The organism is Aureispira anguillae, from assembly GCF_026000115.1.
GTDB classification, from domain to species: Bacteria; Bacteroidota; Bacteroidia; order Chitinophagales; family Saprospiraceae; genus Aureispira; species Aureispira anguillae.
The window spans coordinates 6,310,725-6,335,728 of the sequence record NZ_AP026867.1 but is presented as its reverse complement, the minus strand read 5'-3'; the positions used below and the strand labels follow the sequence as shown (position 1 = coordinate 6,335,728).

Below are 25,004 nucleotides of genomic sequence, written 5' to 3'. Positions count from 1 at the left end.
TCTCCAAAAAGCTATCTTACTACTTGATTTGTACAGATTCACAAAATATTGTATTGATTATGATAAAATTTTAGTACCTCGTTAACACATTTTTAGTAGCTTTGTTGTCCCCTCCGAAGTTGCAATTCTCCAGATAATTAATCACTATTCACTTAACAAACGATCAAATTAATGAAATTTGTAACAATTTGGCTATTTGCCACTTTAGGCATATTGCTTTCTTCTTCGCTGAGTGCACAGCCATGGGTAAGCAAAATGCACAATCGCTCCACTAATTTCTATGATATTCAACAAGCCTTTAATGCCGATTGGGGCAATAAACCCTATACAAGAGGCAATGGCTGGAAACAATACAAACGTTGGGAAGCCTTTTGGGAGCCTAGAGTATTTCCTCATGGCATTCGTCCTCCCCAAAATTATGCATGGAAAGAACATTTAAAATTCCAACGAACCTTCCCTTCTAGCTCCAATACAGGAGCTCGCAACGCCAATTGGACTCCAATGGGACCTTTTTCTTGGACCAACTCTTCTTACAACCCAGGTATGGGGCGGGTTAATGCCATAGCAGAAGACCCCAATGATCCCAATACCATTTATGTTGGAGCGCCTGCTGGGGGCTGCTGGAAATCAACCGATGGAGGAAACACATGGACTGTTCTAACCGATCATTTACAATCTTTAGGGGTTTCCGCTATCGCTATTGATTATACCAATAGTGATGTAATTTATATTGGAACAGGTGATGATGACGCTAATGACACCTATAGTATTGGGTTATTAAAAAGTACTGATGGAGGAACTACTTGGCACGAAGTAATGCCATCTTCTGCTTCTATCTTTGGATCTAAAATTTTTAAAGTTATCATTCACCCGACAGATCACAACACCGTTTTCTTGGCTTCATCAACTGGATGTCACAAAAGTACGGATGGTGGTACAACTTGGTCTTTACTGCACTCAGGTAGTTGGCGAGATATGGAACTCAAACCAGGAGATCCCAATACAATGTATCTAGCCAATCAATCTTTTTATCGTACTACGAACGGAGGACTTACTTGGAATTTGGTAAATGTAGGTTTGCCTCAAAGCTCTAGTATCAATCGTGCCGAAATTGCAGTATCTGCTGCCGATCCTAATTATGTTTATTTTGTTTGTGGAACAAGTGGTAATGGTAGTTTTTATGGTCTTTACCGTTCGACCAACAGTGGCACTTCTTTTTCCTTACAAGCCAATAGCCCTAACATCTTTGCTTCTGGAATGACAGGTTCTAATACCACCTCTGGACAAAGTTGGTACGACATGGCAATTGTTGCTTCGCCTACTAATGCCAATGAAATTTACATTGGAGGCATCAACGTTTGGAAATCAACCGATGGAGGGTTGACCTATACCATCAAATCTCATTGGTACTATCCACCAACAGTTGGATATACTCATGCTGACATTCATACCTTAGAAATATTTGGCAATAAATTATACTGTGGTAGTGACGGAGGTATCTTCAAATCCACCAATGGAGGAAATAGTTTTGTCGATTTATCGGCAGGATTAAGTATTTCTCAATTTTATAAGATTGGAGGGTCGGAACAAGTCCCACACAAAATTATTGGCGGAACGCAAGATAATGGCTGTAATTTATTGAATAATGGGGTAGCACTCCACACCAATGGAGGAGATGGGATGGAAACGCTAATTTCTCCTTTTGATTCTTTGGTGGTTTATACAAGTTCTCAATATGGTGGCTTTAAACGCTCAATCAATGGAGGACATACCTTTACGAACATTTTCCCTTCTAAATCAGGAAGCGGTGCATGGGTAACTCCATTAGCAATGAATCCACAAGATAATGATATGCTATTGGCAGGTTTTGATCAGGTCTACCTAACACTAGATAGAGGAAACTCTGATAGCCCTATTTCTTCCTTTAACTTAGGTGGTGATTTATTGCGTAACATAGCGATTGCTCCTTCTGACGGTTATACGCATTTCTATGCGGGTACTTACAATCAAATTTTTGCAACTGCTAATAGTGGTTCATCTTGGACTGACATCACTGCTGGGCTTCCGAGTTCTGCAATGTCTTCAATAACGGTACATCCTAATAATCCTTTAAAACTATGGGTGACCTTCTCTGGTTTTCAAGCAGGCAACAAAGTATATCGCTCAGATGATGGCGGAACCACTTGGGTCAATATTTCGAGTAACTTGCCCAATATTCCTGTGAATTGTTTAATCTATCAAACAGGTTCGGCAGATGGTATTTATATTGGAACGGATGTAGGAATATATTATACCGATACGCTATTAGCAGGTTGGCAACAATATATGACAGGTTTGCCCAATGTTATTGTGAATGATCTAGAAATCAATTATACTATTGGAAAAATTCGTGCAGGTACCTATGGTAGAGGAATTTGGGAATCACCCATCAAGCAACCTGTAACCACTCCACCTACTGCTAATTTTGGATACAGTACGCATCAAATTTGTACAACGGATTCGATTGAGTTTTCAGATGCATCAGTGGATCATGCTCCTAACTGGACTTGGCATTTTCCTGGAGGGTCTCCGAGTACATCAACTGCTCAAAACCCCAAAGTAGTCTATCCTGCAACTGGAATTTATAATGTTACGCTAATTGTTCAAAACATAAACGGAGTAGATAGCATTACCAAAGCTGTTCCAGTTAGTTATCAGCCCAATATTCTAGATTTTAACTTGCAATTAGATAATAGTCCTATTGATGTTGCCTGGGACTTACAAGATAATGCAGGCAATGTTATTTACTCTAGTCCTCTTTTTGGCTTGAGTGGGCAAAACAACCAACTTATCCATACTCCTGTCTGTTTGGCAGCAGGTTGCTACCGTTTAATTATGATTGATATTGCCAGCAATGGGCTTTGTTGTAGCAACGGTTCTGGTTATTACCTATTAACAGATGCCAATGGCGATACACTTGCATTTGGTACAAATTATGGCAATAGAGATACGACTGATTTTTGTGTGAATCAACCAACACCATTATCTTCTGGCACATCTATCACGCATACCGATTGTGGTCTATCGAATGGCTCTATTGAAGTAACTGCTTTGGGTGGAGATGGTAATTTTATGTATAGCATCAATGGAGGAGCTGCTCAAGCCAGCAATATTTTTAATAATCTTTCTGCTGGTAGCTATACCGTTATGGTAGAAGATGGACAAGGAATACAAGTCTCTAGCACTGCTGTTATCAATAGTTTAAACAATCCTATTGCCGTAGCCTCTGCTAGTGCAACAAGTATCTATCTGAATCAAGGAGGAATTGCTAATTTCTTTTCTACCAACTCAACGAATGCAGCTGCTTATTCTTGGAAATTCCCAGATAATACAACCTCTACCCAAGCCGACCCTAGTTTTACATTTACAACAGATGGTGTACAACAGGTCATTTTGACGGTTACCAATGGCGCTTGTAGTAGTTCAGATACACTAAATATTACCGTTATTGATAACCTTGATGTTACTAAAGTTGAAAATACTGCTAATATTTCTATCCTCCCGAATCCTATACAGGACAAGTTCTTATTGGATATTGAGTTTATGAAAACACAAGAGGCAATCGAAATTGTCATACACAATGCCTTGGGACAGCGTGTATTTTGGCAAGAAGTCAATCAAGTAAAAACATACCAACAGCAAATCCACTTTGGAAATGAACCCAATGGTGTTTATGTCGTAACGGTATTAAATAAAGACATGGCCGTTTCAAAACGATTTATTAAAAACTAATCGATAAAGCCACATTAACGATGTTGTTAGTAAGAGTCATCTTAACCGTTGGGTTTAAGATGACTCTTATTTTTTTATTTGCTTAATGCATCAAAACATTACTCCGTTAAAAACCACGTAGTAGCAGCGTAGCTAATCGTATTCGATTATCACATGAGCACTACGCAGTTGATTATCAAAAGGTATCCAAAACATATTGTCCCGTTTCAATTAATTGATCCATCCACTTTTCTGCCTCCTCCTGCTTCGCACTCATCTGTTCTTTATAAATTTGAACAAAGGTAGCCCTCACCGCAGGAGCCATATATTTGCCATCACCACAAACATAAACCACAGCGCCTTCTTTTAAGGTTTCCCAGATTTGGTCTTTCTCTTTCCATACTCGATCCTGAACATATTTTATACCATTATCAACTTGATAAGTATAAGCAGGACAGACATCTACAATACCTCGTTCTTGCCAAACCATAAGCTCCTCTTTATACAAAAAATCTACATCAGGATGATCGCAACCAAAAAATAAGAGCATCTTTTCGGCAGCAATTTGTTCTGCTCGTTCTTGTATAAATCCTCTGAAGGGTGCAATCCCTGAACCAGCACCAACCATAATAACAGGCGTTTGAATATTCTCAGGCAAGTGGAATGCCTGTTTGGAAGGCGTAATGGCTATCCATACAGCATCCCCAATATTTAGAGAAGCCAAATAATTGGAGGCAACTCCTTGATAATTGCCTTGACCACACCAAGCAGGAGCAGCTACAACGGCAACGGTCAAACTACAGATGCTAGGATCAACAACAGGAGAAGAAGAAATGGAATATTGACGAGGTTTCATGGCTGGCAACATCCCCAAAAATTCATCAAACGTTAGACTACAAGAACCTATTCGCTGAAGGACATCAATAAGGCTAACCCTTTTCTCAAAAACTTCTTTGGTGTAAATATCCTTTTGTAGCCATTTTTCCAATTCCATTCGTTCAGGGGGGCAAGGCGTTTTATCTACCAAAGTTTCTAACTGCTGACGGGTCACAGGCTGCCCCAATTCCACATAATGTGTTAGCACTTCTCCAACAGCAACAGGATAACCCAAAGGCAATAGAGCAGTTTGAGATTGATCTTTTAGAATAATTTTTGTGTCTGGAGCTATTAAAAAGTGCTTTAAAACTCTTGCTACATTATCGGTAGTATTAAAGGGTAAAATTGTCAAATAATCGCCCGCTTGGTAAGTCATTCCATTCGTTAATTGAATTTCAATGTGCCGCTTAGAACGTCCAAGTTCATGGGTCATATCAACCAATTCCTTATTTGCTAGGATTCGTCCTTCTTTCAACTGTTTTTGCTTAAGGTGCTGTAGCTTGGAGGGTGTTTTAATCATTTCAACCGCCAATTGTTGCCCCCTATTATTAGGATTTTTTGAGTGTTCTAACGTCTGTTCTAAAACATTTAAAAGCGCTTCTTCCCATCTTTCAAAATTGCCCAAAAAATCTGCTTTTGCATCGGCTTCACCCCTCTCAAAAAATCGTGTTGCGCCTAGTTCTTGTAACCGTTGATCCAAAAAGATAGGAATAGCTTGATAGGTATTTGCCCAATCTTTATTACCACAACCAAAGACCGTATACGCTAAGCCCTTTAAATCTATGGTGCTATTTTTTTTCAACCATTGTACAAAGTTTTTCGCATCATTCGTTGGCTGTCCTTCATAAGAAGCAGTTATTATCACCACCTTACTATCTTTGGGAATTTGATCTACATAAGCATCCAACTCTCCCATTTTGGCAGTAAATCCTTTTTTTGTCACATTATGCACCAATTGCAAAGCAAAATTCCTAGAACTGCCGCTATTAGAGCCGTACAAAACAACGAGTTGAGGGTTCTCTACTTCTTCTAATGGCTCATCTTGGCTACTGGATTGTTTCCTTTCAACAGATGGGGTTTCGTCTTCAATAATGCGATTTCTTCGTTTTGCCCGAAGATAAAAATTTTCTGGTTTTAGGGTCAGTGTTTCCTTTATTTTGAGTTCATAGTTAGGATCATCCGACTCAATTTCAAAGCGCTGCAAAATCATAGACAATACCAAAATAGCTTCTTGTATGGCAAATGGTCGGCCAATACAAGCACGAGCTCCATTGCCAAAGGGTTTCCAAGCATTGGGAGGCAATTTTTTGAAATTTTCTGTTGAGAAACGTGCAGGCTTAAACAATGCTGCATCTTCACCCCAAACCAATGGATCTTTATGCAACGCAGGAAGTAGGACTAAAATAATTTCGCCTTTTTTTACGGCATATTTATCCCCCAACATCGTATCTTCTATTGGTTCTACAGCAAATACAGGAGCCGTAGGACTCAATCTCAAGGTTTCTTTTAGAATTTGGCTGATATACGACAATTGATTAATATCCTCTACCTTTGGTCTTTTATTACCCAAAACCTCGTCTACTTCAGCTTGTGCTTTTGCTAAAATCTCAGGATGCTTACTCAAATAGTACAAAGCAAAAGAAAGCAAACCACTGGTTGTTTCATGCCCTGCGATTAGAAATGTAATCATCTGATAACGAATATTTTCATCCGTCAACTTTTCTCCAGTAACAGGATCTTTACCAACAAGCATTTTATTGAGCAAATCATCTGGAGCCTCTTCAAGACCATCTCCCTTCCGCTTTTGAATAATCGTATCTGCTACTCGGTTCATGTATTCAATATTACTTTCGTACTTTTTTCGAACCCAAAACATCACATTATCTTGCAATGGCAATCGTTTTGCTTTTTCTCCTGCTTCAACAAGCCCTTCTACCATGGCATGTACAAAAGGGTGCATCTCATCTCTATAAAAACTATTAAAACGATAATTAAAGGCACACAAAGCAATCGTATCCAAGGTAAGCCGTGTCATATCATCAGGGACATCAAAGACAGCATTGTCTCCCATTCGTTCCCATTTTAGCATCAATTGTTCTGCAATATCGAGCATTTGAGGGAACATAGCTCTAATGGACATTGGACCAAAGGTCGGCGTCAAAATACGATGTGCCTTATGCCAATTCGGCTCATCTCCATAGGCCGTAAACAACCCATCTTTTGCAAAATCTCGAATAATTTCAAGAGGGGTTGTTAATTTTTTTCTAAACCTTGTTTCATCACACAATTCATTGATTAGGCGATGAGAACTAACAATAAGAACGGTACTAGAAGGAAAGTCCATGCGATAAATTTCGCCATGTTTTTCAGCCATTCTTTCAAAGTTTGAGATCATTCCTTCGCTCTTATCCAATTCGAGTAGATTGCCTAAAAAAGGAAGGGATTGGTCTTGAGGGATTTTAGTCCTCTTTAGCATCGTTTTCTCCATTATATATCATTTAGTTTATCTTTTTTAATACTGAAATTGCTCAAAATAATTTCACATAAAGACAAAACTAATTGATCTCCTAACCTCTTTCCTTGAACTTTTTCAAGAAGTAATCTGAATTCATACTCCGTTGATTTTTTAACGGAGTAATGCTGAATAACTACCGCTTATTAATTATTCGACGACGAATTTTAGATAATCCTTCAGGAGTAATATTAAGGTAAGAGGCAATCAAATACAAAGGAACACGATTTAACAAATCTGGATAAGTTTCGACCAACTTTACATAATGCTCTGTATTCGAAAGTGTTCCTCTATTTTTCTTATCGCCAACAATCTTAATTAAAGCATCCTGCATAAATAAGCGCATCAAACGTTCCCAACGCAAATCTTTTTCCAAAAAGTTATCCAAATGTCTTTTTTCTAAGCGGTAAACAATAGACGGTTCTAGTGTTTTTATATAAAAATTGGAAGGAATGCCTGTTGAATAAGATTCTAGATCAGAAAATAAGTCCCCCTCAAAGGTAAAATGTACAACCCGCTCTTTTCCCTCTTTGTCAATTTTATAATAATAGACCGCTCCCTGCTCGATAAATAAAATAGAAGAAGAAATTTGTCCTGCTTTCAACAAATATTCTCCTGCTGGTATGACCCTTTTTGTGACAATATTTATCAACTCCATTTCCATCTGTTTATCCAATGGAGTATATTGGTTGATTATTTTTAATAAGTTTTCCATAGTCCTCTTTTTAGATGTCTTTTGAGCATAACAAAACATCATTCAATACAAAATAAGATATTTTTTAACAATTATTAGCAGCTCCTATACCCAACAATTTTCAGTGCAATCGGTTCTCTTTAACATTTTATTACAAGTTTATATTCGAGCCTTAACCTTTGTTTGACCTGTAAAAATGGCACTTTGTCGTTATTTGGCAACCCTTTTGAACTGTTTTAAGTAAATTTTCATTATTTAAATGAAACATTACTCCGTTAAAAACCCGAACAGAGCTTGCGACCTCACAAGTGATAGCGTACTAACTGCGCTAGTTTGTAGCTAAAGCTATAAAGGAAAAAGCAAAAAATTACCAAACGATTAATATTACACCATGTAGTATAAACTATTCAATAAAATAAACGATAATTATGTCAATGCTTAAAACATTATCTACCCTCTTAACTATTGTAATTTGCTGGACTTGCTCTTTAGCTCCTGCAACTGCACAAAAAGATGCCCCCAAAGATGAGAAACTGACCAAAAGCTTACTTTGGAAAGTAACGGGCAAAGGCATTAAGCCTTCTTATGTCTTTGGCACCATTCATATGATTGGAGCAGAGGATTTCTTTTGGAATAAATCCATGGATAAGGCCTTTAAAAAGACAAAAAAATTAGTCATGGAAATGGACATGAGTCAGCAAATGGCTATGGCTGTTGAGATGATGAAATTAGCACCGATGAAAGGAGGAGAAACGCTTAAGGATCTGGTTTCTGAAGAAGATTATGAGCTCATCAAAACGTACTTTACAGAAGAGGCTAAGTCTCCTCAAGCAAAAATGACCTTTGCAATGGCTCAAAATTGGCAACCTATGCTTTTACAATCCCTTTTGTACATGGAAATGATTGATGGTCCAGTCAAAATGTATGAAATGGAACTTACTTCCAAAGCCAAAGAAGAAGACATGGCTTTTGGTGGTTTAGAAACAGTAGCAGATCAAATGTCTGTTTTTAATTCTATCCCTTACAAAACCCAAGCTCAAGCATTGGTTGAAATGATTAAAAACCTAAAAGAGGGTAAAGGCAGCGAAAATGAATTTTCCAAAATGGTGGTGTTCTATAAAGAACAAGATATAGATGGTATGCTAGATGCCATGCAAGGTGAATTGGACGAGATGGAAAATCAAGCTGAATTATTAGACAATAGAAATATCAAGTGGATTCCTCAAATCATGGAAACATCAAAGGAAACTCCTACGTTCTACGCTGTTGGTGCAGGGCATTTAGGGGGTGAAAATGGTGTGATCCGCTTGCTAAAAAAGGAAGGGTTTAAAGTTACTCCTGTGAAGTAAATAAAAACTTAATTTATAATACTTCATTGCTTAGCTACCCTACTAGTTCATTTTTTTTAGCAGAACAATGAGTTTACCAAACAAAAAAACGCCAGCCTCTTTCAAGGACTGGCGTTTTTTATTTATCATATTTCCTAGCCTAGAAATCAAACTTAATTCCTTGTGCCAATGGCAATTCTGTACTATAATTAATGGTATTGGTTTGGCGACGCATATAAGCTTTCCAAGAATCAGAACCAGACTCACGTCCTCCACCTGTTTCTTTTTCACCACCAAAAGCACCTCCAATCTCAGCACCAGAAGTTCCAATATTAACATTGGCGATACCGCAATCTGAACCAGCAACACTTAAGAACTGCTCAGAATCACGCAAGTTTGTTGTCATCATAGCAGAAGACAAACCTTGAGGCACATCATTTTGCAAAGCAATTGCTTCGTCCAAGGTTGAATACTTCATTACATATAAAATCGGAGCAAATGTTTCGTGCTTAACAATATCAAGCTGCGACTCTACCTCTATCACGCAAGGTTTTACATAACAACCACTCTCGTAGCCTTCACCTTCCAAAACACCACCTTCAACCAATACCTTACCGCCAGATTTTTTAGCCTCAGCAATGGCATTGTTATACATTGCTACAGCATCTTTATCGATCAATGGACCAACATGATTGTTTTGATCTAAAGGATCTCCAATACGCAATTGTCCATAAGCATTGGCTAGTTTTTGAACAAAATCGCTGTATACACTTTCGTGAATAATCAAACGACGAGTAGAAGTACAACGTTGACCACAAGTTCCCACTGCACCAAATACAGAACCAACCAAGGTTACATCTAAATCAGCAGAAGGGGTTACAATCATAGCATTGTTACCACCCAATTCTAATAAATAACGACCCAAACGACCCGCTACTTTTTGAGCAACAATTTTACCCATACGAGTAGATCCCGTTGCAGAAACCAAAGGAATACGAGCATCTGTGCTAATCCATTCACCCACCTCGTAATTTCCAGTAACGATAGCAGAAATACCTTCTGGCAAATCATTTGCTTTTAGTACTTCAGCCAAGATATTTTGACAAGCAACGCCACACAAAGGCGTTTTTTCAGAACCTTTCCACACACAAACATTACCACAAACCATAGCAATCATTGCATTCCATGACCAAACCGCCACAGGGAAGTTAAAAGCAGAAATAATTCCTACTACTCCCATTGGGTGCCATTGCTCATACATACGGTGAGAAGGACGCTCAGAGTGCATGCTCAAACCATACAACTGACGAGACAAGCCTACTGCAAAATCACAAATATCAATCATCTCCTGAACTTCTCCCCAACCTTCTTGAAGGCTTTTACCCATTTCGTAAGACACTAAACGGCCCAACTCATCTTTATATTTACGAAGTGCTTCGCCATATTGTCTAACAATTTCTCCACGTTGAGGAGCAGGCACCAAACGCCAAGTTTTGAAAGCTTCTTGGGCAAGTTCCATGACCTGCTCATATTCTTCTTTAGTGGTGGTACTAACTTTTCCGATTAGTTTGCCATCTACAGGAGAATAAGATTCAATCAGATTTTGACTCGTATTACCAAAAAATTCTACACCTGTACTAGTTCCAAAATTTACTTCTTGGATACCTAGTGTTTTTAGTACTTCTTGCATAAGTTTTACTACGTTAAATTATTAGTTAAGTATGAGCTTTTTGTACTCATTTACGCTATGGCGCAAAGATACTATTCAAGACTAAGAATAAAGAGTAGATGTACTTAATTATTATTTCTATAAGATGAACTTGTGTATCATTGGCCTTCAAAAGCTATTTTTCTTACTTTATAACCCTTGTAGTATCATTTTGTTCACCCAATGCAATTACTTTAAAAATGAACGCTAAAACATCTTCTTTGGCTTCCAAGGGGCTTACATGCCCTCCCTTTACCATGAGCAATGGAAGCTGAAGCGGAGCAGCTACATAATCTTCTTCTCCTTTTAGAGCAATAGTGGGAACTTTTAGCGTTCTTATTTTTTGACTCGCATCCTCTGCATCTATAATTGCTATTTTATCCGTCCACCGAACTTCTTTAGCCGTCAGTTTTCCCATCGACTGTTGCAAATAAGCGAGCAGTTTTGGATTATCTTTCAATATTTTTTTACCAAATAACGCTTTTGCTACCTGCTTAGTATAAAATGTTCTGAAACCTAATACAATATGCTGGAAACGAAATTTTGACCTTATTTTGGGGGTAGATCCTTTAAATGGCATATTACAAAAGCCAAGCGCTTGGAACCGCTCTGGTTGCAAGTCAGCCGCTCGAAGGAGCGTCATGCTTCCCCAAGAGTGCCCAATTGCGATTACCTGGGGTAGTTCTAATTGGTCTAAAATTTCAAGCACCATTTTGGCACAATCTTGCAAATTCCAACCTTTAGTTTTTACAGCTTTGCTCCCTCCATGCAAGGGCATATCAATGGTTATGGTAGAATAGTTGGTCAACTTGTCAACTTGATAATCCCATAAATGATGATCAAAATAAACGCCATGCAGCAATAAGATGGGAGGCTTTTTGTCAATTATTTTTAACTGTACAGCAATATCTCCCAAGCTAGTTGTTATTGTTTTATATTGAATAGGAGCTGTTGTATCACAAGAAATTGAAGCCCCTGATTGAAGCATAAAAAAACTCATCATTAGATTTAAGACATTCATTGGTATTGTATTTAGTGGCAAAAATTAATCACCCTACAAAGTTGAATTATCTTTATCAACATTACCTGTAACATTTGTTACATAATGAAGGTACTGTTCTATCTAAATGACTTATTCTCTAGATATTTTTTTTCGAATTCGGCTAAGAGAAGGGCGCTCTACACCTAAATAAGAAGCAAGATGTGTTAATGAAATGCGGTTGAATAGCCCTCTGTTTTCTTCCACAAATTGCAAATAACGCTGTTCTGCATTATAAAATTGAAAACTATCAATTCGTTTCTGCTGACTTTTTAGTACTTCTTCTGCAATCAAACGCCCATATCGTTCTATTCCCCGATAAAGATCATAGCCCTCCTGTATATGTTGATAAGAAAGTGTTATCAATTGGGAAGGTTCAAGGCATTGAAAATAGTAATTGCTAGGTTGTTGTGTTATAAATGTAACATAATCGGTCACATAAGCTCCTTCTTTATTAAAACGGATCGTAATTTCATTTCCCTTATAATCAACATAATAAGCTCTAAACAAGCCCTTAACAATAAAACCAATTTGTCGTTGAACATCTCCTGCTTGAATAAAAAAAGATTTAGGAGACAAATCTTTAATCGTTAAGCCTTTTTCTAGATAAGCCCATTCTTCTTTTGTTAATTTAGGGCAAAGTGCTAACACCGATTTTTGATATGTATTGAGTGCGTTTTCCAAAAGAAAATCATTGATGAATTAACAATTGGTATTCCTTATTCGACAGCGAGAGATTCATATATAAGCAACCTAACACAACTATATCCATCCAAATTGCTTGCCCTTCATATCCTACAACAAGGCCTGAATATATTGGAAAAACAAAGAGTCCCGCCAAAAAAATCATCGTTAGCTTTAGATACTGTCGTTTATATTTAGTCCATTTCTGGCTCAATAGCAACAAAACATTACTGAAGGCCAAAGCTGTACCCATAAAAAAAGTTCCAAAGATAAGAACATCTTCCAGCACACCTTCAGCATAGGGCATCTCTAACCAACGTTGCATCGAATAAGGGATCCAAATCGTAGTAATAAGGAAATTAAATAGGATTATTTTTTTCATTGAAAATAAACGTTACCAATATGATCCTTTGCCACTAAGTCTTTTTCTTAAAATTAGGCTTTCTGCGCTTTTTGTTTTTGTGATAATCCTTTTTGTACGACTTATTTCGCCGTCCTTGGCTTGTTTTTTTTGCTTTAGGAACAGCACCTTTGGGCGCAGCAGAAACCAATAGTTGATTGATTAAATCTTGGCGATTTGCCTTATTTAACACCTTCTTAATCCAGCGATGATTCTCGTGTTTGTACCAAAAGAAGAAACGATGTTGATCTTTTTTCTCATCCTCTGCCTTGGGGGTAAAAGTGGGTTGTAAAGTATATGGATGATACCCCGAATAATAAATCACAGTAGCTACGGTCATTGGTGTAGGTGTAAAATCTTGCACCTGTTCCAATTGGAACCCCATATCCTTAGTTTCTGCGGCTAAGTTTGCCATATCCTCTAACTCACAAGCGGGATGACTAGAAATGAAATAAGGAATCAACTGTTGCTTTAAATCGTGTTTGGCATTGATTCGATCAAACATTTTCTTAAAAGAATGAAAATGTTTAAAAGAAGGTTTGCGCATTACTTTTAGCACATTGTCAGAGGTATGCTCTGGTGCTACTTTTAGACGTCCAGAAACATGTCTCGTTATCAATTGTTCAGAATACTCCTCCAAATCAGCTACATCTGCATTTTTATTAAATTCGGGCACCAACATATCATAGCGAATACCAGAACCGACAAACGCCTTTTTTACATCGGGATGCTCATCTACCGCTCGGTAAATTTCAGTCATTGGAGCATGGGAAGTATCCAAATTGCTACAAATAGATGGCGATATACAAGATGGGCTAATGCATTTATCACAAATAGATTGCACTTTTCCTTTCATTCGATACATATTGGCAGAAGGACCGCCTAAGTCACTGATATAGCCCTTAAAACTTTCGTCTTGTGTAATTTGGTCTACTTCTTTTAGAATCGATTCTTTAGAGCGACTTGCTATAAACTTGCCCTGATGCGCAGAAATCGTACAAAAACTACAGCCCCCAAAACAGCCTCTATGCATATTGACCGAAAACTTAATCATTTCGTAAGCAGGAATTGCTCCACGCTTTTTGTATTTGGGATGTGGTTTTCTAGTATAAGGTAAATCAAAGGAAGCATCTATTTCAAGCTCCGTCATCGTTCGATAAGGAGGGTTTATCACTAAGGTTTTATCTCCTACATCTTGCAATAAACGTTTAGCATTTAGGTTATTGGACTCCTGTTCTATGAATTTAAAATTAGAGGCAAATTTCTTTTTGTCTTCCAAACAAGCTTCATGGGAGTTCAAAACCTTATCCTTCCAGTTTTTATTTTTGGGCAACTGCCCCTTATCGACCAAAAAAGCAGTTTGTGCAATCGTTTTAAGCGAAGAAAAAGGCACCCCCTTATCCATGAGATGCACCAAATCCCTCAACGGTTGCTCTCCCATTCCATAGACCAAAATATCCGCCCCTGAACTCTCTAAGATAGTTGGTAGCAGCTCATCTTTCCAATAGTCATAATGAGTTACACGTCGCAAAGAAGCTTCTATTCCTCCAATCATAACAGGAACATCAGGAAAAAGGTCTTTTAAGATTTTAGTATATACGGTAGTGGTATAATCTGGTCTAAATCCGCTTTTTCCTCCTGGGCTATAGGCATCCGTAGAACGACGTCTTCGATTGGCCGTATAATGGTTAACCATTGAGTCCATGCAACCAGAAGTCACACCAAAAAATAACCTTGGTGTCCCCAACTTTTTAAAATCCCGCAAATCATCTTGCCAATTGGGCTGTGGTACGATAGCTACTTTGAAGCCCATGCTTTCAATAATTCGACCAATAACAGCAGCACCAAATGCAGGATGATCAACATAGGCATCTCCACTAAAAAGAATCACATCCAGTTCTTCCCAGCCTCTCCGCTCCACTTCTTTTTTGGTCGTTGGTAGCCAATCGGTTATTTGATGTTGATCTCGCATTAGACTTTTTTTTTATGCTGTTTATTACTTAAGGGTAATCACAAAGATACAGCATAATAGTGATACTATCAAACTGCCTGAGCAACAATTCTATTCATCAACAATTTACTATTCAAAGAGATTTCCTTCTAAATCAAATAAAAGCTGCTGTTTTCCTTGTTCAACCTGAAAAAATGAAGAGTCATTCCCTCTTAACTCCTTACCATCCGTTGTATGTGTTTGAATAGCAGTGTACACTATTGGCAAAATCCACACTTGTTTATCCGTGTTATAAATACCGTATTTCCCTTTATTCCCAACTATAAAATAAGATTTTAAAGACCTAGTAGCGCTATAAATCCGTTCAATGGTTTCATAAGCTAAAGGCAATATTGGATTGGAAACGTCCTGTTGGATTTGAAGCAATCCATATTTTTCATTTTGTTTAACCTTCCAAATTCCATCTTTTGATTGCTGGCGATCCTCCAACGTTAATGCAGAAATAGTCTCATAATGGGGTGCAATAAGAACCGTTCCATCCCATTTTAGCAGTCCCTTTTTTTCTTTTTTTACGACTTCAAAATAACCATCAAAACGCTTTCGATCATAAAGAATTTCGTCATAATCTACTGCCAACAATTCCTTTCCATTATAATTTAAGACTCCTTTTTTAAGCCCTCTAGCGACTACAAAAAATTGCCTTTGTGAATATAATTTACTACGATTCAAATAAATTGGGCTAATCTCATCATACGTTGGTTCAATCAATTCCCTACCCATGGAATCAATTAGACCAGACCTAGCACCCTTCACAACTACAATACGATTGGAGCTATAAGTCCCACTATTGATGTAATCGTATTTAGGAGCAAGAATTTCTTTCCCATTTAAATCGATCAAGCCCCACAATTTATTTTGTTTAATTTTGTAGAATTGATAAGAAAAATAATCGATATCCTCATGTATTGGTAAATTGACGGCTTGGTTATTTTGTTTATTAACATAGAACGTTTCACCTTCTTTTTCGCAAGTAAAAAACAGTTTTCCAACCACAATACGATCATATTCACTAGGCAACTGAATTCCTTTATCTCCCGACCATAAACCCACTTTATTTTCTTTATAAATTTTATAGGTATTAACAAACCTCCCTAGTGCTTTGATTGCGGTACAATTGCTAATTTTTTCATTTCCCTGAGCATCTATAATCCCCCACTTGTCTCCTTTCAGAAACACAATGCATGCTTGATCGGCATGGTTCACCTTAAGTGTGTCGTATTGAATGGAGACTAAGGACCGATTCTTGGTCGTAATTATTCCCCATTTATTTTCTTTTTTTACTAAAAAACAAAGTCTATTTGGGGAATGTCGCCGAATGGCATACAGTGGTTTAATAGTTTGGTATTTAGCAGGAACGACAGCTTTTCCTTTTACATTTAGCACACCCCACAATCCATCTTTTTGGGTTAATAAGTAATAATTATTCGCACTAGGATATCGTTCATTGGTGACTTCTATTAAAGTATCATACCCTGTATCTGTTATTAATTCTCCAGCAATAGGATCAAACAATAACCACCCCTTGTCATTATTAAGCGCCAATATATCTTCATACCATTCGATCCTAGCACAAGTAGCAGGCACTAGTATTTTTCCTGAAGTCTGTGCAAGTCCCCATTTTTTATCGTTTTGAATCAAAACGACCTCTCCCATTAATCTAGGCATTATATTATTAGCCTTTAGGCAAACATTCCCTTTTAAATCCAATAGCGTTTGGCGCTCTCCCTTTTCTCCAATCACATAACTGGTAGGGGTGTATTCAACAGCATAGGTTTCAGCATCAAACTTTGTGCGATTCAATGGGAAAATAGTATCATAACTTGCAGCAATAACAACCTTATGACCTTTCGTAAACAGCCCCCATTGCTTTATTTTATTTTGAATTAAATAATGTTTTTCACCAAGATTCATGCGGGTTTCCATTTTTAATTGGGGAGATAACCGTTGCCCCAACAAGAGCAAACTATTGGCTAATAAAATTATAATATACGTTAGTTTTAATTTCATAATATTTTGGCTATAAAAGCATTTGTTTCTATTGGGAATATTTATTCATAAAACGGGCACAAAGATAGGGTCTAAAAAATTCTTAATCAAAAAATTGAAGCTTTACTCTTTATGCTATTTAAAAAAAATACAGAGGGGTGTTCTTTTGAAATAAAATAAATGAGTTTGAACTTTTTTTGAAAATACTTAGTTTAAAAAGTAAACAAAGTATCAATTTTATCGTATACTTAATCTATAATACTTCGTGGATTAGCTAATTATCAACGCTTTATTCTTTACTAACAAAACATACCTTACTGATAATCAACTACGCAGCACTCATGTAATACTCTATCAAACCAACAAACCTTGCTGTTTTTGGCAAAAAAAGCACTAAATTAATTGTTCAAACCAACAACACTATGAATCTAAACTTGGACGCTTCCTTTTTACCATATGGAACACTGAATAATATTGATTTTCAATCCTTCACTTTTTCAGGAGGAGAACCCCACATCAAAATAATTACAAACCTAAGTGAAGTATCACAGGTCAACGTCACGCATCGGATCAACTCCTTTAATGATATGGGGTTGCTATTAATTGCAGTTGATGCCCTCAAGCGATCTGGAGTACATAACATTAACTTAGTTATTCCGTATTTTCCAGCAGCTAGACAAGATCGTGTAATGGTTGCAGGGGAAGCCTTATCGGTTAAGGTCTATGCCGACTTGATTAACGCTATGCAACTTCAACAAGTCACTATTTTTGATCCGCATTCTGAGGTATCCATTGCGTTATTGGACAATTGTAATCCTGTTAACAATCATAAATTCATACAAAAAGTAGTTGCACAACTTGGGAACGTTAAACTTATTTCGCCAGACGGAGGAGCCTTAAAAAAAATCTATAAAGTAGCTGCCTATTTGGACGGCATGGAAGTCGTGGAATGTTCCAAATCAAGAGATGTTAAAACAGGAAAGCTTTCGGGCTTCAAGGTATATAGCAATGACCTAGAAGGAGCAGATTGCCTTATTGTAGATGATATTTGTGATGCAGGTGGAACCTTTATGGGTTTAGCTGCTGAACTAAAAAACAAAAATGCAGGCAAGCTATATTTAGCCGTTAGCCATGGAATTTTTAGTAAGGGATTAGAGTCCTTAAGTAAGTATTTTGATCTCATCTTTACAACCGATTCTATCCAAACAAGAACTCCTCAGCCGCAACTGGTACAATTAAAATTAGAACAAGTGCTCTTTTAATTCAGCAAGTAAAACTAATGCATCTTTTTTCATTTATAAAACCGACAACATGAATCCATTATTATATACAGATGGTTACAAAGTAGATCACAGAAGACAATACCCAGATAATACTTCTCTTGTTTATTCCAACTGGACTCCTAGAAAAAGTAGAGTTGCCAATATTGACCAAGTAGTGTTCTTTGGCTTACAATATTTTATCAAAAAATACATCCTAGAAGATTTCCAAAAAAACTTCTTTGAACAACCTAAAGATCAAATCGTTGCTCAATATGCTCGTAGAATCAACAATTATTTAGGCCCTAATGCAGTGGGAACTCAACATATCGCAGATTTACACGATTTGGGCTATATTCCTATGGTCATAAAAGCGTTACCAGAAGGAGTCAGTGTTCCTATTCGTGTTCCAATGTTTACCATGTACAATACTAAGGCAGAATTTTTTTGGTTGACCAATTATTTTGAAACGCTATTGTCTGCAACGGTATGGATGCCTTGTAATTCGGCTACCATCGCTAAAAAATATCGCCAGATATTGGATCAATATGCTGAAGAAACAGCGAGTGATTTGGCCTTTGTAGATTGGCAAGGACATGATTTCTCGATGCGAGGAATGGCTGGTTTAGAAGCCGCAACGATGTCTTCTGCTGGACATCTATTAAGTTTTACTGGAACGGATACCATTCCCACCATTGATTTCTTAGAACATTATTATAATGCCAATTCCGATCATGAATTGGTAGGTGGCTCTGTTGCCGCTACAGAACATTCTGTTATGTGTATGGGAACTAATCTAGGAGAACTAGAAACCTTCAAACGTTTAGTAACGGATGTTTATCCTCACGGAATTGTTTCTATTGTTTCGGATACTTGGGACTTGTGGAAGGTGTTAACAGAATATTTGCCTGCCCTAAAAAATGAAATTCTAGCTAGAGATGGCAAAGTTGTAATTCGACCTGATAGTGGCGATCCTGTTGATATCATCTGTGGCAATCCTAATGGAACAACAGCGATAGAAAAAAAAGGTGTCATTGAAAGCCTTTGGGAAACCTTTGGAGGAACAATTAATGAAAAAGGATACAAAGAATTAGATGCCCATATTGGTGCCATTTATGGCGATAGTATCACTCTTGAGCGAGCAACTCAAATTTGTGAACGTTTAAAACAAAAGGGCTTTGCCTCTACCAACGTTGTTTTAGGGATTGGCTCTTTTACCTATCAGTACAATACTAGAGATACCTTTGGTTTTGCCATGAAGGCTACCTACGGAGAAGTAGAGGGAGTAGGCAGAGAAATTTTTAAAGATCCAATCACAGATGATGGCACCAAAAAATCTGCCAAGGGGTTAATCAAGATTGTCAAACAAAACGGCACTTATGCCTTAATAGATCAAGTGAGCTGGGAGGAAGAAAAACAGGGCGAAATGAAAGAAGTTTTCCGTGATGGTCAACTGTTAATAGATTGGAGCCTACAAGAAATTCGGACAAGACTTAAACAATTCTAATTCTTAAGCACATTGTCCTGTAAAAATTGATTATTAAAACAAGGTACTTTTCGCTTTTTTCGCAGAAAATGCAAAAAAAACACAGAGTATTAAAACAATAACTTAAAAAAATTGAGCAAGGGCTTCTTTTCGAAGTCTTTGCTTTTTTTATTCTAAAAAAAACTATATTACAGGTTGCTATCAAACTAAATATACGTCAAAATTATGCAAAATACCATCACTACATTTTACGAAGCCTTTCAAAACCTAGATGCAGAAGGGATGAAGGCTTGTTATCATCAAGATATTGAATTTTGGGATCCTGGTTTTGGGACATTAAAAGGCGAAGATGCGGGAGCAATGTGGACCATGCTTTGTCAAAATGCTCAGGATTTTAAGCTTGAATTCTCTAATATTACTGCAAATGAGCAGGGAGGAACGGCTCATTGGGAAGCATGGTATACCTTCTCTAGAACAGGTCGAAAAGTCCACAATATTATAGATGCCACTTTTGAGTTCAAAGAGGGCAAGATTATCAAGCATACGGATCAATTTAACCTGCACAAATGGGCAAGACAAGCCTTAGGTTTTCAAGGCTTTTTGTTAGGTGGAACGGCTTTTTTTCAAAAAAAATTACAACAACAAACCCAACAAATGTTGCAAAAATTTAAAGCAAAAAACATCGTTTAATTATTCGTTATTAGCCTTTTATTATGAACTTAAAATTACCAGAAACCAGTATTCTTATATTTGGTATATATATGATTACGGTACCAGGCTTAGGACTTATTGTTGTTCCAGAGCTTTTGTTTGATCTTTTTCAACTTAGCTATAGTAAAGAACTATGGACTTCAAGAATGCTCGGCTTAGTAGTTCTACTCCTTGGAGTTTATTATTGTTTAATTGGTAAGCACAAAATAAGTGTATTATATCCCTCAACTGTTTTTCTACGCTATATTGCAGCACTCTTTATTTTTGGACTATGGGCAAGCAAACAAGTTGAAATGTCTATTATTTTGTTTGCTAGTGTTGATGCCTTGGCAGCTACTTGGACCATGTGGGCACTCAAGAAATCTTCCTAAGGTACTAGGAAGCTTCAATCTTAGTTTTATATTCCTCTTTACTAGCTCAAAATATCAAGATGCAAATCACTTCCATTCGATTAAGACACTACAACCCCTCTATGGGTCCTTCTGAAAGAATTATTTCTTATACCCTGCAAAATAAATCCCCTCATGAAGAAGTATTCCAACAACTTCTGGCTTCTTCGAGCGTTAATGAAACAACTGACTTTAAAGCATTCTTGGCAGCTTACAAGAATAACAACAAAGCTTTATTAGAACAGATATACGCCGCCAATTATACAGGTGCTTTAAATGAAGGACAAACCATTTCTCAGTTACGAATTACCTTAGAGGATAATACCCAAATTGAAATTTCTGATTTGAGAATCGTTAAATTATCGGGCTATTATCATACTTTCATCCAATATTTAGTACAACACGGAACAAGATCTGAACTGGGAAAAAAAGACGATCGATCCCCAATTTAAGTGATAATAAAAAAAGCCACCTGTAGATACAGATGGCTTTTTTTATTATCGTTTAGTAGCTAAACTAGATCGTCATAATATCTTCTTCTTTTCGTTTCATTAGTTGTTCAACAACATTACTATATTTATTCGTTAAGTCCTGAACAACCGCCTCTTTAGTTTTACCCGCATCTTCTGGGTAACCATCCTTTACTGCCTTTTTGATTTCATTCATCACATCACGTCTTGCATTACGAATACTTACTTTAGCATTCTCAACCAAAACATGAGCTTGTTTAATCAAATCTTTGCGTCGCTCCTCCGTCAACATTGGCAATACAATACGAATTATTTCGCCATCATTTTGGGGAGTAACCCCCATATTTGCTTGAAAGATAGCCTGCTCAATTGCCTGTAACATAGATTTTTCCCAAGGAGCGATAATCAATGTACGCCCATCTTGTGCTTTGATATTAGCAACTTGCGCCAGTGGCGTTTGCGAACCATAATAATCAACTCTAACCCCATCAAACATAGCAGGAGTTGCTTTTCCAGAACGAATTCTAGATACCTCCTTTTTAAAATGTTCGATAGAACCTTGCATGCTTTCCTCAGCAGTTTCTACATATAAAGCTATTTCCTCTTCCATAATTTTGTAATATTTAATCGTCTTTTAGTCATTTAAAATAACTAATAGGGTTAATGAACGCGGCATTTTAAGATTTTCTATCTAAAGAAGCAAACAATTCGAACAAGAATTATTTTTTTTTATAAAAATTTTAGTAAGAACTATTCTACAAGTGTACCTACTAGCTCTCCCTGTATAATTCTTGATAAGTTTTTAGGCTTTTCAATATTAAAAACAATAATCGGCATATCGTTTTCTGAACACATTGTAAAGGCCGTCATATCCATAATATTCAATTTAGATTTGATCACCTCTGCAAAAGAAACATTGTCATACTTGGTAGCCAGTGGGTCTTTCTCAGGATCTGCCGTATAGATACCATCAACACGGGTTCCCTTAAGAATCACATCAGCATTAATTTCGCTAGCTCTAAGAGCAGCAGCAGAATCTGTTGTAAAATAAGGATTTCCTGTGCCTGCTGAGAAAATAATAACTCTCCCCTTTTCAAGATGGGAAATTGCACGTCTACGGATATATGGCTCTGCAATTTGGTCCATTGCAATAGCAGTCATTAAACGTGTAAAAATTCCGTTATTTTCTAAGGCACTCTGCAATGCTAAGCCGTTGATAACAGTAGCCAACATTCCCATATAATCCCCTTGAACACGGCTAATATTAGATTTGGAAGCCTGTAGCCCTCTAAATATATTTCCACCACCAATCACAATAGCCAATTCAACCCCTTGTTTTACGATTGCAGTGATTTCTTCGGCATAATGCTGGAGCATGTCAGGGTTGATGCCATACTCATCCTCGCCCATAAGCGATTCACCACTTAATTTTAATAAAACTCTTTTGTAACGGATAGCCATGAAATTTTTATTTGATAAAATCAGTTCCTTATTAAAAAAAAGCGCTCCATATAAAAATGGAACGCTTAAAAAATCTTAACCTAATGTTACATGTTTGAAGTCTGTAACAGTAAGTTCTTTATCGATAGACTGAATGTATTGTTTAACAGTCTCTTTCTTTTCAGCTTTTACATACTCTTGGTTCAACAAGGTTTTTTCTTTGTAGAACTTACCTAGTTTACCTTGAGCAATTTTTTCAAGCATAGCCTCAGGCTTGCCATCTTGACGAGCTTGATCCATTCCGATTTCAATTTCTTTTTGAACAACAGAAGCATCAACACCATCTTTATCAACAGCAATTGGTTTCATAGCAGCAATTTGCATTGCTACGTTTCTACCAGCCTCTGCCAAACCATCGTTAGCTTTATTAAAACCTACAATAACACCAGCTTTGTGTCCCATGTGAATATAAGGAACAACTTGAGCAGCTTCTAGTTTTTCGTAAGAAGACAATTCAATTTTCTCACCAATAACACCTGTTCTTTCGATCAATTTATCAGCAATAGTTTGACCGTCCATAGTTACTGCCAACAAGTCTTCTTTGGTAGCAACAAATGCAGCCAAAGCAGCATCAGCAACAGACTTAGCAAAAGTAACAAAGTCATCATTTTTAGCAACGAAATCAGTTTCACAACCGATACGCACAACGATACCTTTAGTATTATCGTCAGAAGTAGCAGCAACTACTACACCTTCATTAGCGTCACGGTCAGCACGTTTTTCAGTCATTTTTTGACCTTTCTTACGAAGATAAGCGATTGCTTCTTCCATATCACCGTTTGCTTCAACAAGTGCTTTTTTGCAATCCATCATGCCTGCTCCAGTTTGGTCACGCAAGGCTTTAACATCTTTGGCAGAAATTTTAATAGTAGCCATGATTTTTAGTAATATTTAATATTTTATATCAAATTGTTTAAAGAATTGTTTGGGATAAAAGGCTTAAGCAGAAGTTTCTTCTTTTTTAGCTCTTTCATCTTTGTTTTGACTTCTTTCAGCCAAACCTTCTTTGATGGCATCTACCAAATAATCTGTAATAATTTTGATTGATTTAGAAGCATCATCATTAGCAGGAATAGCGAAATCAACTTTAGTTGGGTCAGAGTTTGTATCAACAACACCAACTGTTTTAATTCCTAAACGTGTTGCCTCAGCTACTGCTAGATGTTCGTGGTTGATATCCAAGATGAACAAGGCATTAGGCAAACGATTCAATTGAGCCATACCACCAAATACACGATCCAATTTAGTATGGGTACGAGTCATGGTCAAACGCTCTTTTTTAGTAATATTATCCAAAGAACCATCGTTCAACATGGTTTGGATTTTTTGCATTTTGCGGATAGATTGACGAATTGTAGAAAAGTTAGTCATCATTCCTCCCAACCAACGGTCAGTTACGTAAGGCATTCCTACACTCTTAGCTGCTTCGGAAATAATTTCACGAGCTTGCTTTTTAGTTCCAACAAACATAATTTTTTTGCCAGACTTAGCCATTTGGCGCAAGGCCTTTGCAGCAGTTTCTAGACCTTCAATTGTACGATTTAGATCGATAACATGGATCCCTTTACGTTCCATGAAGATATAAGGACTCATTTTTGGATTCCACTTTCTTTTCATGTGACCGAAGTGGCATCCTGCATCCAACAGTTCTTTATGAGATGGAGTTTGCATATTATTTTATTCAATTTAATTAGGTTTTGGAAAAACCTAAGGTTAATGTTAAATGTTGGCAAAACGGCTGGAGTTACTTTTTCTTGAAAAGCGTTCCAATAATTCTTGCCATACCAAAATAGATAGACAAAAATTAACGTTTGCTAAACTGAAAGCTTTTACGAGCCTTAGGTTTACCGTATTTCTTACGCTCAACAACGCGAGAGTCACGAGATAACAATTTAGCAGCTTTAAGTGGCTCACGAAACTCTTCGTTAATTTTGCAAAGTGCACGAGCAATTCCCAAACGAACAGCTTCTGCTTGACCTTTGATACCACCGCCTCTTACATTAACTTTTAAATCATAAATATTCAAGACATCAACCAATGTCAATGGCTCCAAAATTTTTCCTTGAACATGATCTACTGGGAAGAATTCTTTGTAATCTTTGCCATTTACAGTGATGTTACCAGAACCTTGTTTTAGGTAAACACGAGCAACAGCAGCTTTTCTTCTCCCTAGTCCATTTATAATTTCCATAATTATACTT

Annotated in this window: 20 protein-coding genes; 7 read left to right on the top strand and 13 right to left on the bottom strand. The window is 37.1% G+C overall.

What is annotated here, in order from left to right:
• The first annotated feature begins 171 nt into the window (after positions 1-171).
• Positions 172-3,771: a PKD domain-containing protein gene (locus AsAng_RS24785; protein WP_264789815.1), complete on the top strand. Its 3,600-nt coding sequence runs from the start codon at positions 172-174 to the stop codon at positions 3,769-3,771.
• Between the two features lie 175 nt (positions 3,772-3,946).
• On the opposite strand, the gene AsAng_RS24780 is transcribed toward AsAng_RS24785, so the two are convergent.
• Together AsAng_RS24780 and AsAng_RS24775 are read right to left on the bottom strand one after the other, a co-directional pair.
• A complete protein-coding gene (locus AsAng_RS24780; protein WP_264789814.1) occupies positions 3,947-7,114 on the bottom strand; it encodes a bifunctional cytochrome P450/NADPH--P450 reductase in 3,168 nt (1,055 codons plus the stop codon).
• A 160-nt stretch (positions 7,115-7,274) separates the two neighbouring features.
• Positions 7,275-7,853, bottom strand: a complete 579-nt coding sequence (locus AsAng_RS24775) for a Crp/Fnr family transcriptional regulator (protein ID WP_264789813.1) — start codon at positions 7,851-7,853, stop codon at positions 7,275-7,277.
• 413 nt (positions 7,854-8,266) lie between these two features.
• Here AsAng_RS24775 and AsAng_RS24770 point away from each other — a divergent pair, with 413 nt between their 5' ends.
• Complete coding sequence (locus AsAng_RS24770; protein WP_264789812.1) at positions 8,267-9,181, top strand: TraB/GumN family protein; 915 nt, start codon at positions 8,267-8,269, stop codon at positions 9,179-9,181.
• 139 nt (positions 9,182-9,320) lie between these two features.
• On the opposite strand, the gene amaB is transcribed toward AsAng_RS24770, so the two are convergent.
• From amaB to AsAng_RS24740, 6 genes are all read right to left on the bottom strand, one after another.
• Positions 9,321-10,850 carry an L-piperidine-6-carboxylate dehydrogenase gene (amaB, locus tag AsAng_RS24765; RefSeq protein ID WP_264789811.1) on the bottom strand — a complete coding sequence of 510 codons (1,530 nt, stop codon included), beginning with the start codon at positions 10,848-10,850 and terminating at the stop codon, positions 9,321-9,323.
• A gap of 163 nt (positions 10,851-11,013) precedes the next feature.
• The gene (locus AsAng_RS24760) at positions 11,014-11,889 is read right to left on the bottom strand and encodes an alpha/beta fold hydrolase (RefSeq protein ID WP_264789810.1); all 876 of its coding nucleotides are present in this window, start codon (positions 11,887-11,889) and stop codon (positions 11,014-11,016) included.
• Between the two features lie 111 nt (positions 11,890-12,000).
• On the bottom strand, positions 12,001-12,591 hold the full coding sequence (locus tag AsAng_RS24755; RefSeq protein ID WP_264789809.1) for a Crp/Fnr family transcriptional regulator: 591 nt from the start codon (positions 12,589-12,591) through the stop codon (positions 12,001-12,003).
• 7 nt (positions 12,592-12,598) lie between these two features.
• The gene (locus AsAng_RS24750) at positions 12,599-12,973 is read right to left on the bottom strand and encodes a hypothetical protein (RefSeq protein ID WP_264789808.1); all 375 of its coding nucleotides are present in this window, start codon (positions 12,971-12,973) and stop codon (positions 12,599-12,601) included.
• Positions 12,974-13,007: 34 nt separating this feature from the next.
• Positions 13,008-14,963: a YgiQ family radical SAM protein gene (locus AsAng_RS24745; RefSeq protein WP_264789807.1), complete on the bottom strand. Its 1,956-nt coding sequence runs from the start codon at positions 14,961-14,963 to the stop codon at positions 13,008-13,010.
• Between the two features lie 108 nt (positions 14,964-15,071).
• Complete coding sequence (locus AsAng_RS24740) at positions 15,072-17,009, bottom strand: WG repeat-containing protein (protein ID WP_264789806.1); 1,938 nt, start codon at positions 17,007-17,009, stop codon at positions 15,072-15,074.
• Positions 17,010-17,410: 401 nt separating this feature from the next.
• On the opposite strand from AsAng_RS24740, the gene prs reads away from it, so the two are divergent.
• The 5 genes from prs (at position 17,411) to AsAng_RS24715 (ending at position 21,285) form a co-directional block, all read left to right on the top strand.
• The gene (prs, locus tag AsAng_RS24735) at positions 17,411-18,250 is read left to right on the top strand and encodes a ribose-phosphate diphosphokinase (RefSeq protein ID WP_264789805.1); all 840 of its coding nucleotides are present in this window, start codon (positions 17,411-17,413) and stop codon (positions 18,248-18,250) included.
• 49 nt (positions 18,251-18,299) lie between these two features.
• A complete protein-coding gene (locus AsAng_RS24730; protein WP_264789804.1) occupies positions 18,300-19,754 on the top strand; it encodes a nicotinate phosphoribosyltransferase in 1,455 nt (484 codons plus the stop codon).
• Between the two features lie 204 nt (positions 19,755-19,958).
• Entirely contained in the window at positions 19,959-20,423 is a 465-nt protein-coding gene (locus AsAng_RS24725; RefSeq protein ID WP_264789803.1) for a nuclear transport factor 2 family protein, read from the top strand.
• Between the two features lie 23 nt (positions 20,424-20,446).
• A complete protein-coding gene (locus tag AsAng_RS24720; protein WP_264789802.1) occupies positions 20,447-20,815 on the top strand; it encodes a hypothetical protein in 369 nt (122 codons plus the stop codon).
• A 59-nt stretch (positions 20,816-20,874) separates the two neighbouring features.
• Positions 20,875-21,285: a hypothetical protein gene (locus AsAng_RS24715; RefSeq protein WP_264789801.1), complete on the top strand. Its 411-nt coding sequence runs from the start codon at positions 20,875-20,877 to the stop codon at positions 21,283-21,285.
• A gap of 64 nt (positions 21,286-21,349) precedes the next feature.
• Here AsAng_RS24715 and frr read toward each other — a convergent pair whose 3' ends face one another.
• The 5 genes from frr to rpsI form a co-directional block, all read right to left on the bottom strand.
• On the bottom strand, positions 21,350-21,913 hold the full coding sequence (frr, locus tag AsAng_RS24710; RefSeq protein WP_264789800.1) for a ribosome recycling factor: 564 nt from the start codon (positions 21,911-21,913) through the stop codon (positions 21,350-21,352).
• Between the two features lie 140 nt (positions 21,914-22,053).
• On the bottom strand, positions 22,054-22,758 hold the full coding sequence (gene pyrH, locus AsAng_RS24705; protein WP_407655350.1) for a UMP kinase: 705 nt from the start codon (positions 22,756-22,758) through the stop codon (positions 22,054-22,056).
• 81 nt (positions 22,759-22,839) lie between these two features.
• Entirely contained in the window at positions 22,840-23,679 is an 840-nt protein-coding gene (gene tsf, locus AsAng_RS24700) for a translation elongation factor Ts (protein WP_264789798.1), read from the bottom strand.
• A gap of 63 nt (positions 23,680-23,742) precedes the next feature.
• Positions 23,743-24,474, bottom strand: a complete 732-nt coding sequence (gene rpsB, locus AsAng_RS24695) for a 30S ribosomal protein S2 (protein WP_264789797.1) — start codon at positions 24,472-24,474, stop codon at positions 23,743-23,745.
• A gap of 133 nt (positions 24,475-24,607) precedes the next feature.
• Complete coding sequence (gene rpsI / locus AsAng_RS24690; RefSeq protein WP_264789796.1) at positions 24,608-24,994, bottom strand: 30S ribosomal protein S9; 387 nt, start codon at positions 24,992-24,994, stop codon at positions 24,608-24,610.
• Positions 24,995-25,004 lie beyond the last annotated feature (10 nt).

Coding starts and splice junctions, on each gene's coding strand:
- AsAng_RS24785 (WP_264789815.1), top strand. CDS start 172: ATGAAATTTGTAACAATTTGGCTATTTGCCACTTTAGGCATATTGCTT.
- AsAng_RS24780 (WP_264789814.1), bottom strand. CDS start 7,114: ATGGAGAAAACGATGCTAAAGAGGACTAAAATCCCTCAAGACCAATCC.
- AsAng_RS24775 (WP_264789813.1), bottom strand. CDS start 7,853: ATGGAAAACTTATTAAAAATAATCAACCAATATACTCCATTGGATAAA.
- AsAng_RS24770 (WP_264789812.1), top strand. CDS start 8,267: ATGCTTAAAACATTATCTACCCTCTTAACTATTGTAATTTGCTGGACT.
- amaB (WP_264789811.1), bottom strand. CDS start 10,850: ATGCAAGAAGTACTAAAAACACTAGGTATCCAAGAAGTAAATTTTGGA.
- AsAng_RS24760 (WP_264789810.1), bottom strand. CDS start 11,889: ATGAATGTCTTAAATCTAATGATGAGTTTTTTTATGCTTCAATCAGGG.
- AsAng_RS24750 (WP_264789808.1), bottom strand. CDS start 12,973: ATGAAAAAAATAATCCTATTTAATTTCCTTATTACTACGATTTGGATC.
- AsAng_RS24745 (WP_264789807.1), bottom strand. CDS start 14,963: ATGCGAGATCAACATCAAATAACCGATTGGCTACCAACGACCAAAAAA.
- AsAng_RS24740 (WP_264789806.1), bottom strand. CDS start 17,009: ATGAAATTAAAACTAACGTATATTATAATTTTATTAGCCAATAGTTTG.
- prs (WP_264789805.1), top strand. CDS start 17,411: ATGAATCTAAACTTGGACGCTTCCTTTTTACCATATGGAACACTGAAT.
- AsAng_RS24730 (WP_264789804.1), top strand. CDS start 18,300: ATGAATCCATTATTATATACAGATGGTTACAAAGTAGATCACAGAAGA.
- AsAng_RS24725 (WP_264789803.1), top strand. CDS start 19,959: ATGCAAAATACCATCACTACATTTTACGAAGCCTTTCAAAACCTAGAT.
- AsAng_RS24720 (WP_264789802.1), top strand. CDS start 20,447: ATGAACTTAAAATTACCAGAAACCAGTATTCTTATATTTGGTATATAT.
- AsAng_RS24715 (WP_264789801.1), top strand. CDS start 20,875: ATGCAAATCACTTCCATTCGATTAAGACACTACAACCCCTCTATGGGT.
- frr (WP_264789800.1), bottom strand. CDS start 21,913: ATGGAAGAGGAAATAGCTTTATATGTAGAAACTGCTGAGGAAAGCATG.
- tsf (WP_264789798.1), bottom strand. CDS start 23,679: ATGGCTACTATTAAAATTTCTGCCAAAGATGTTAAAGCCTTGCGTGAC.
- rpsB (WP_264789797.1), bottom strand. CDS start 24,474: ATGCAAACTCCATCTCATAAAGAACTGTTGGATGCAGGATGCCACTTC.
- rpsI (WP_264789796.1), bottom strand. CDS start 24,994: ATGGAAATTATAAATGGACTAGGGAGAAGAAAAGCTGCTGTTGCTCGT.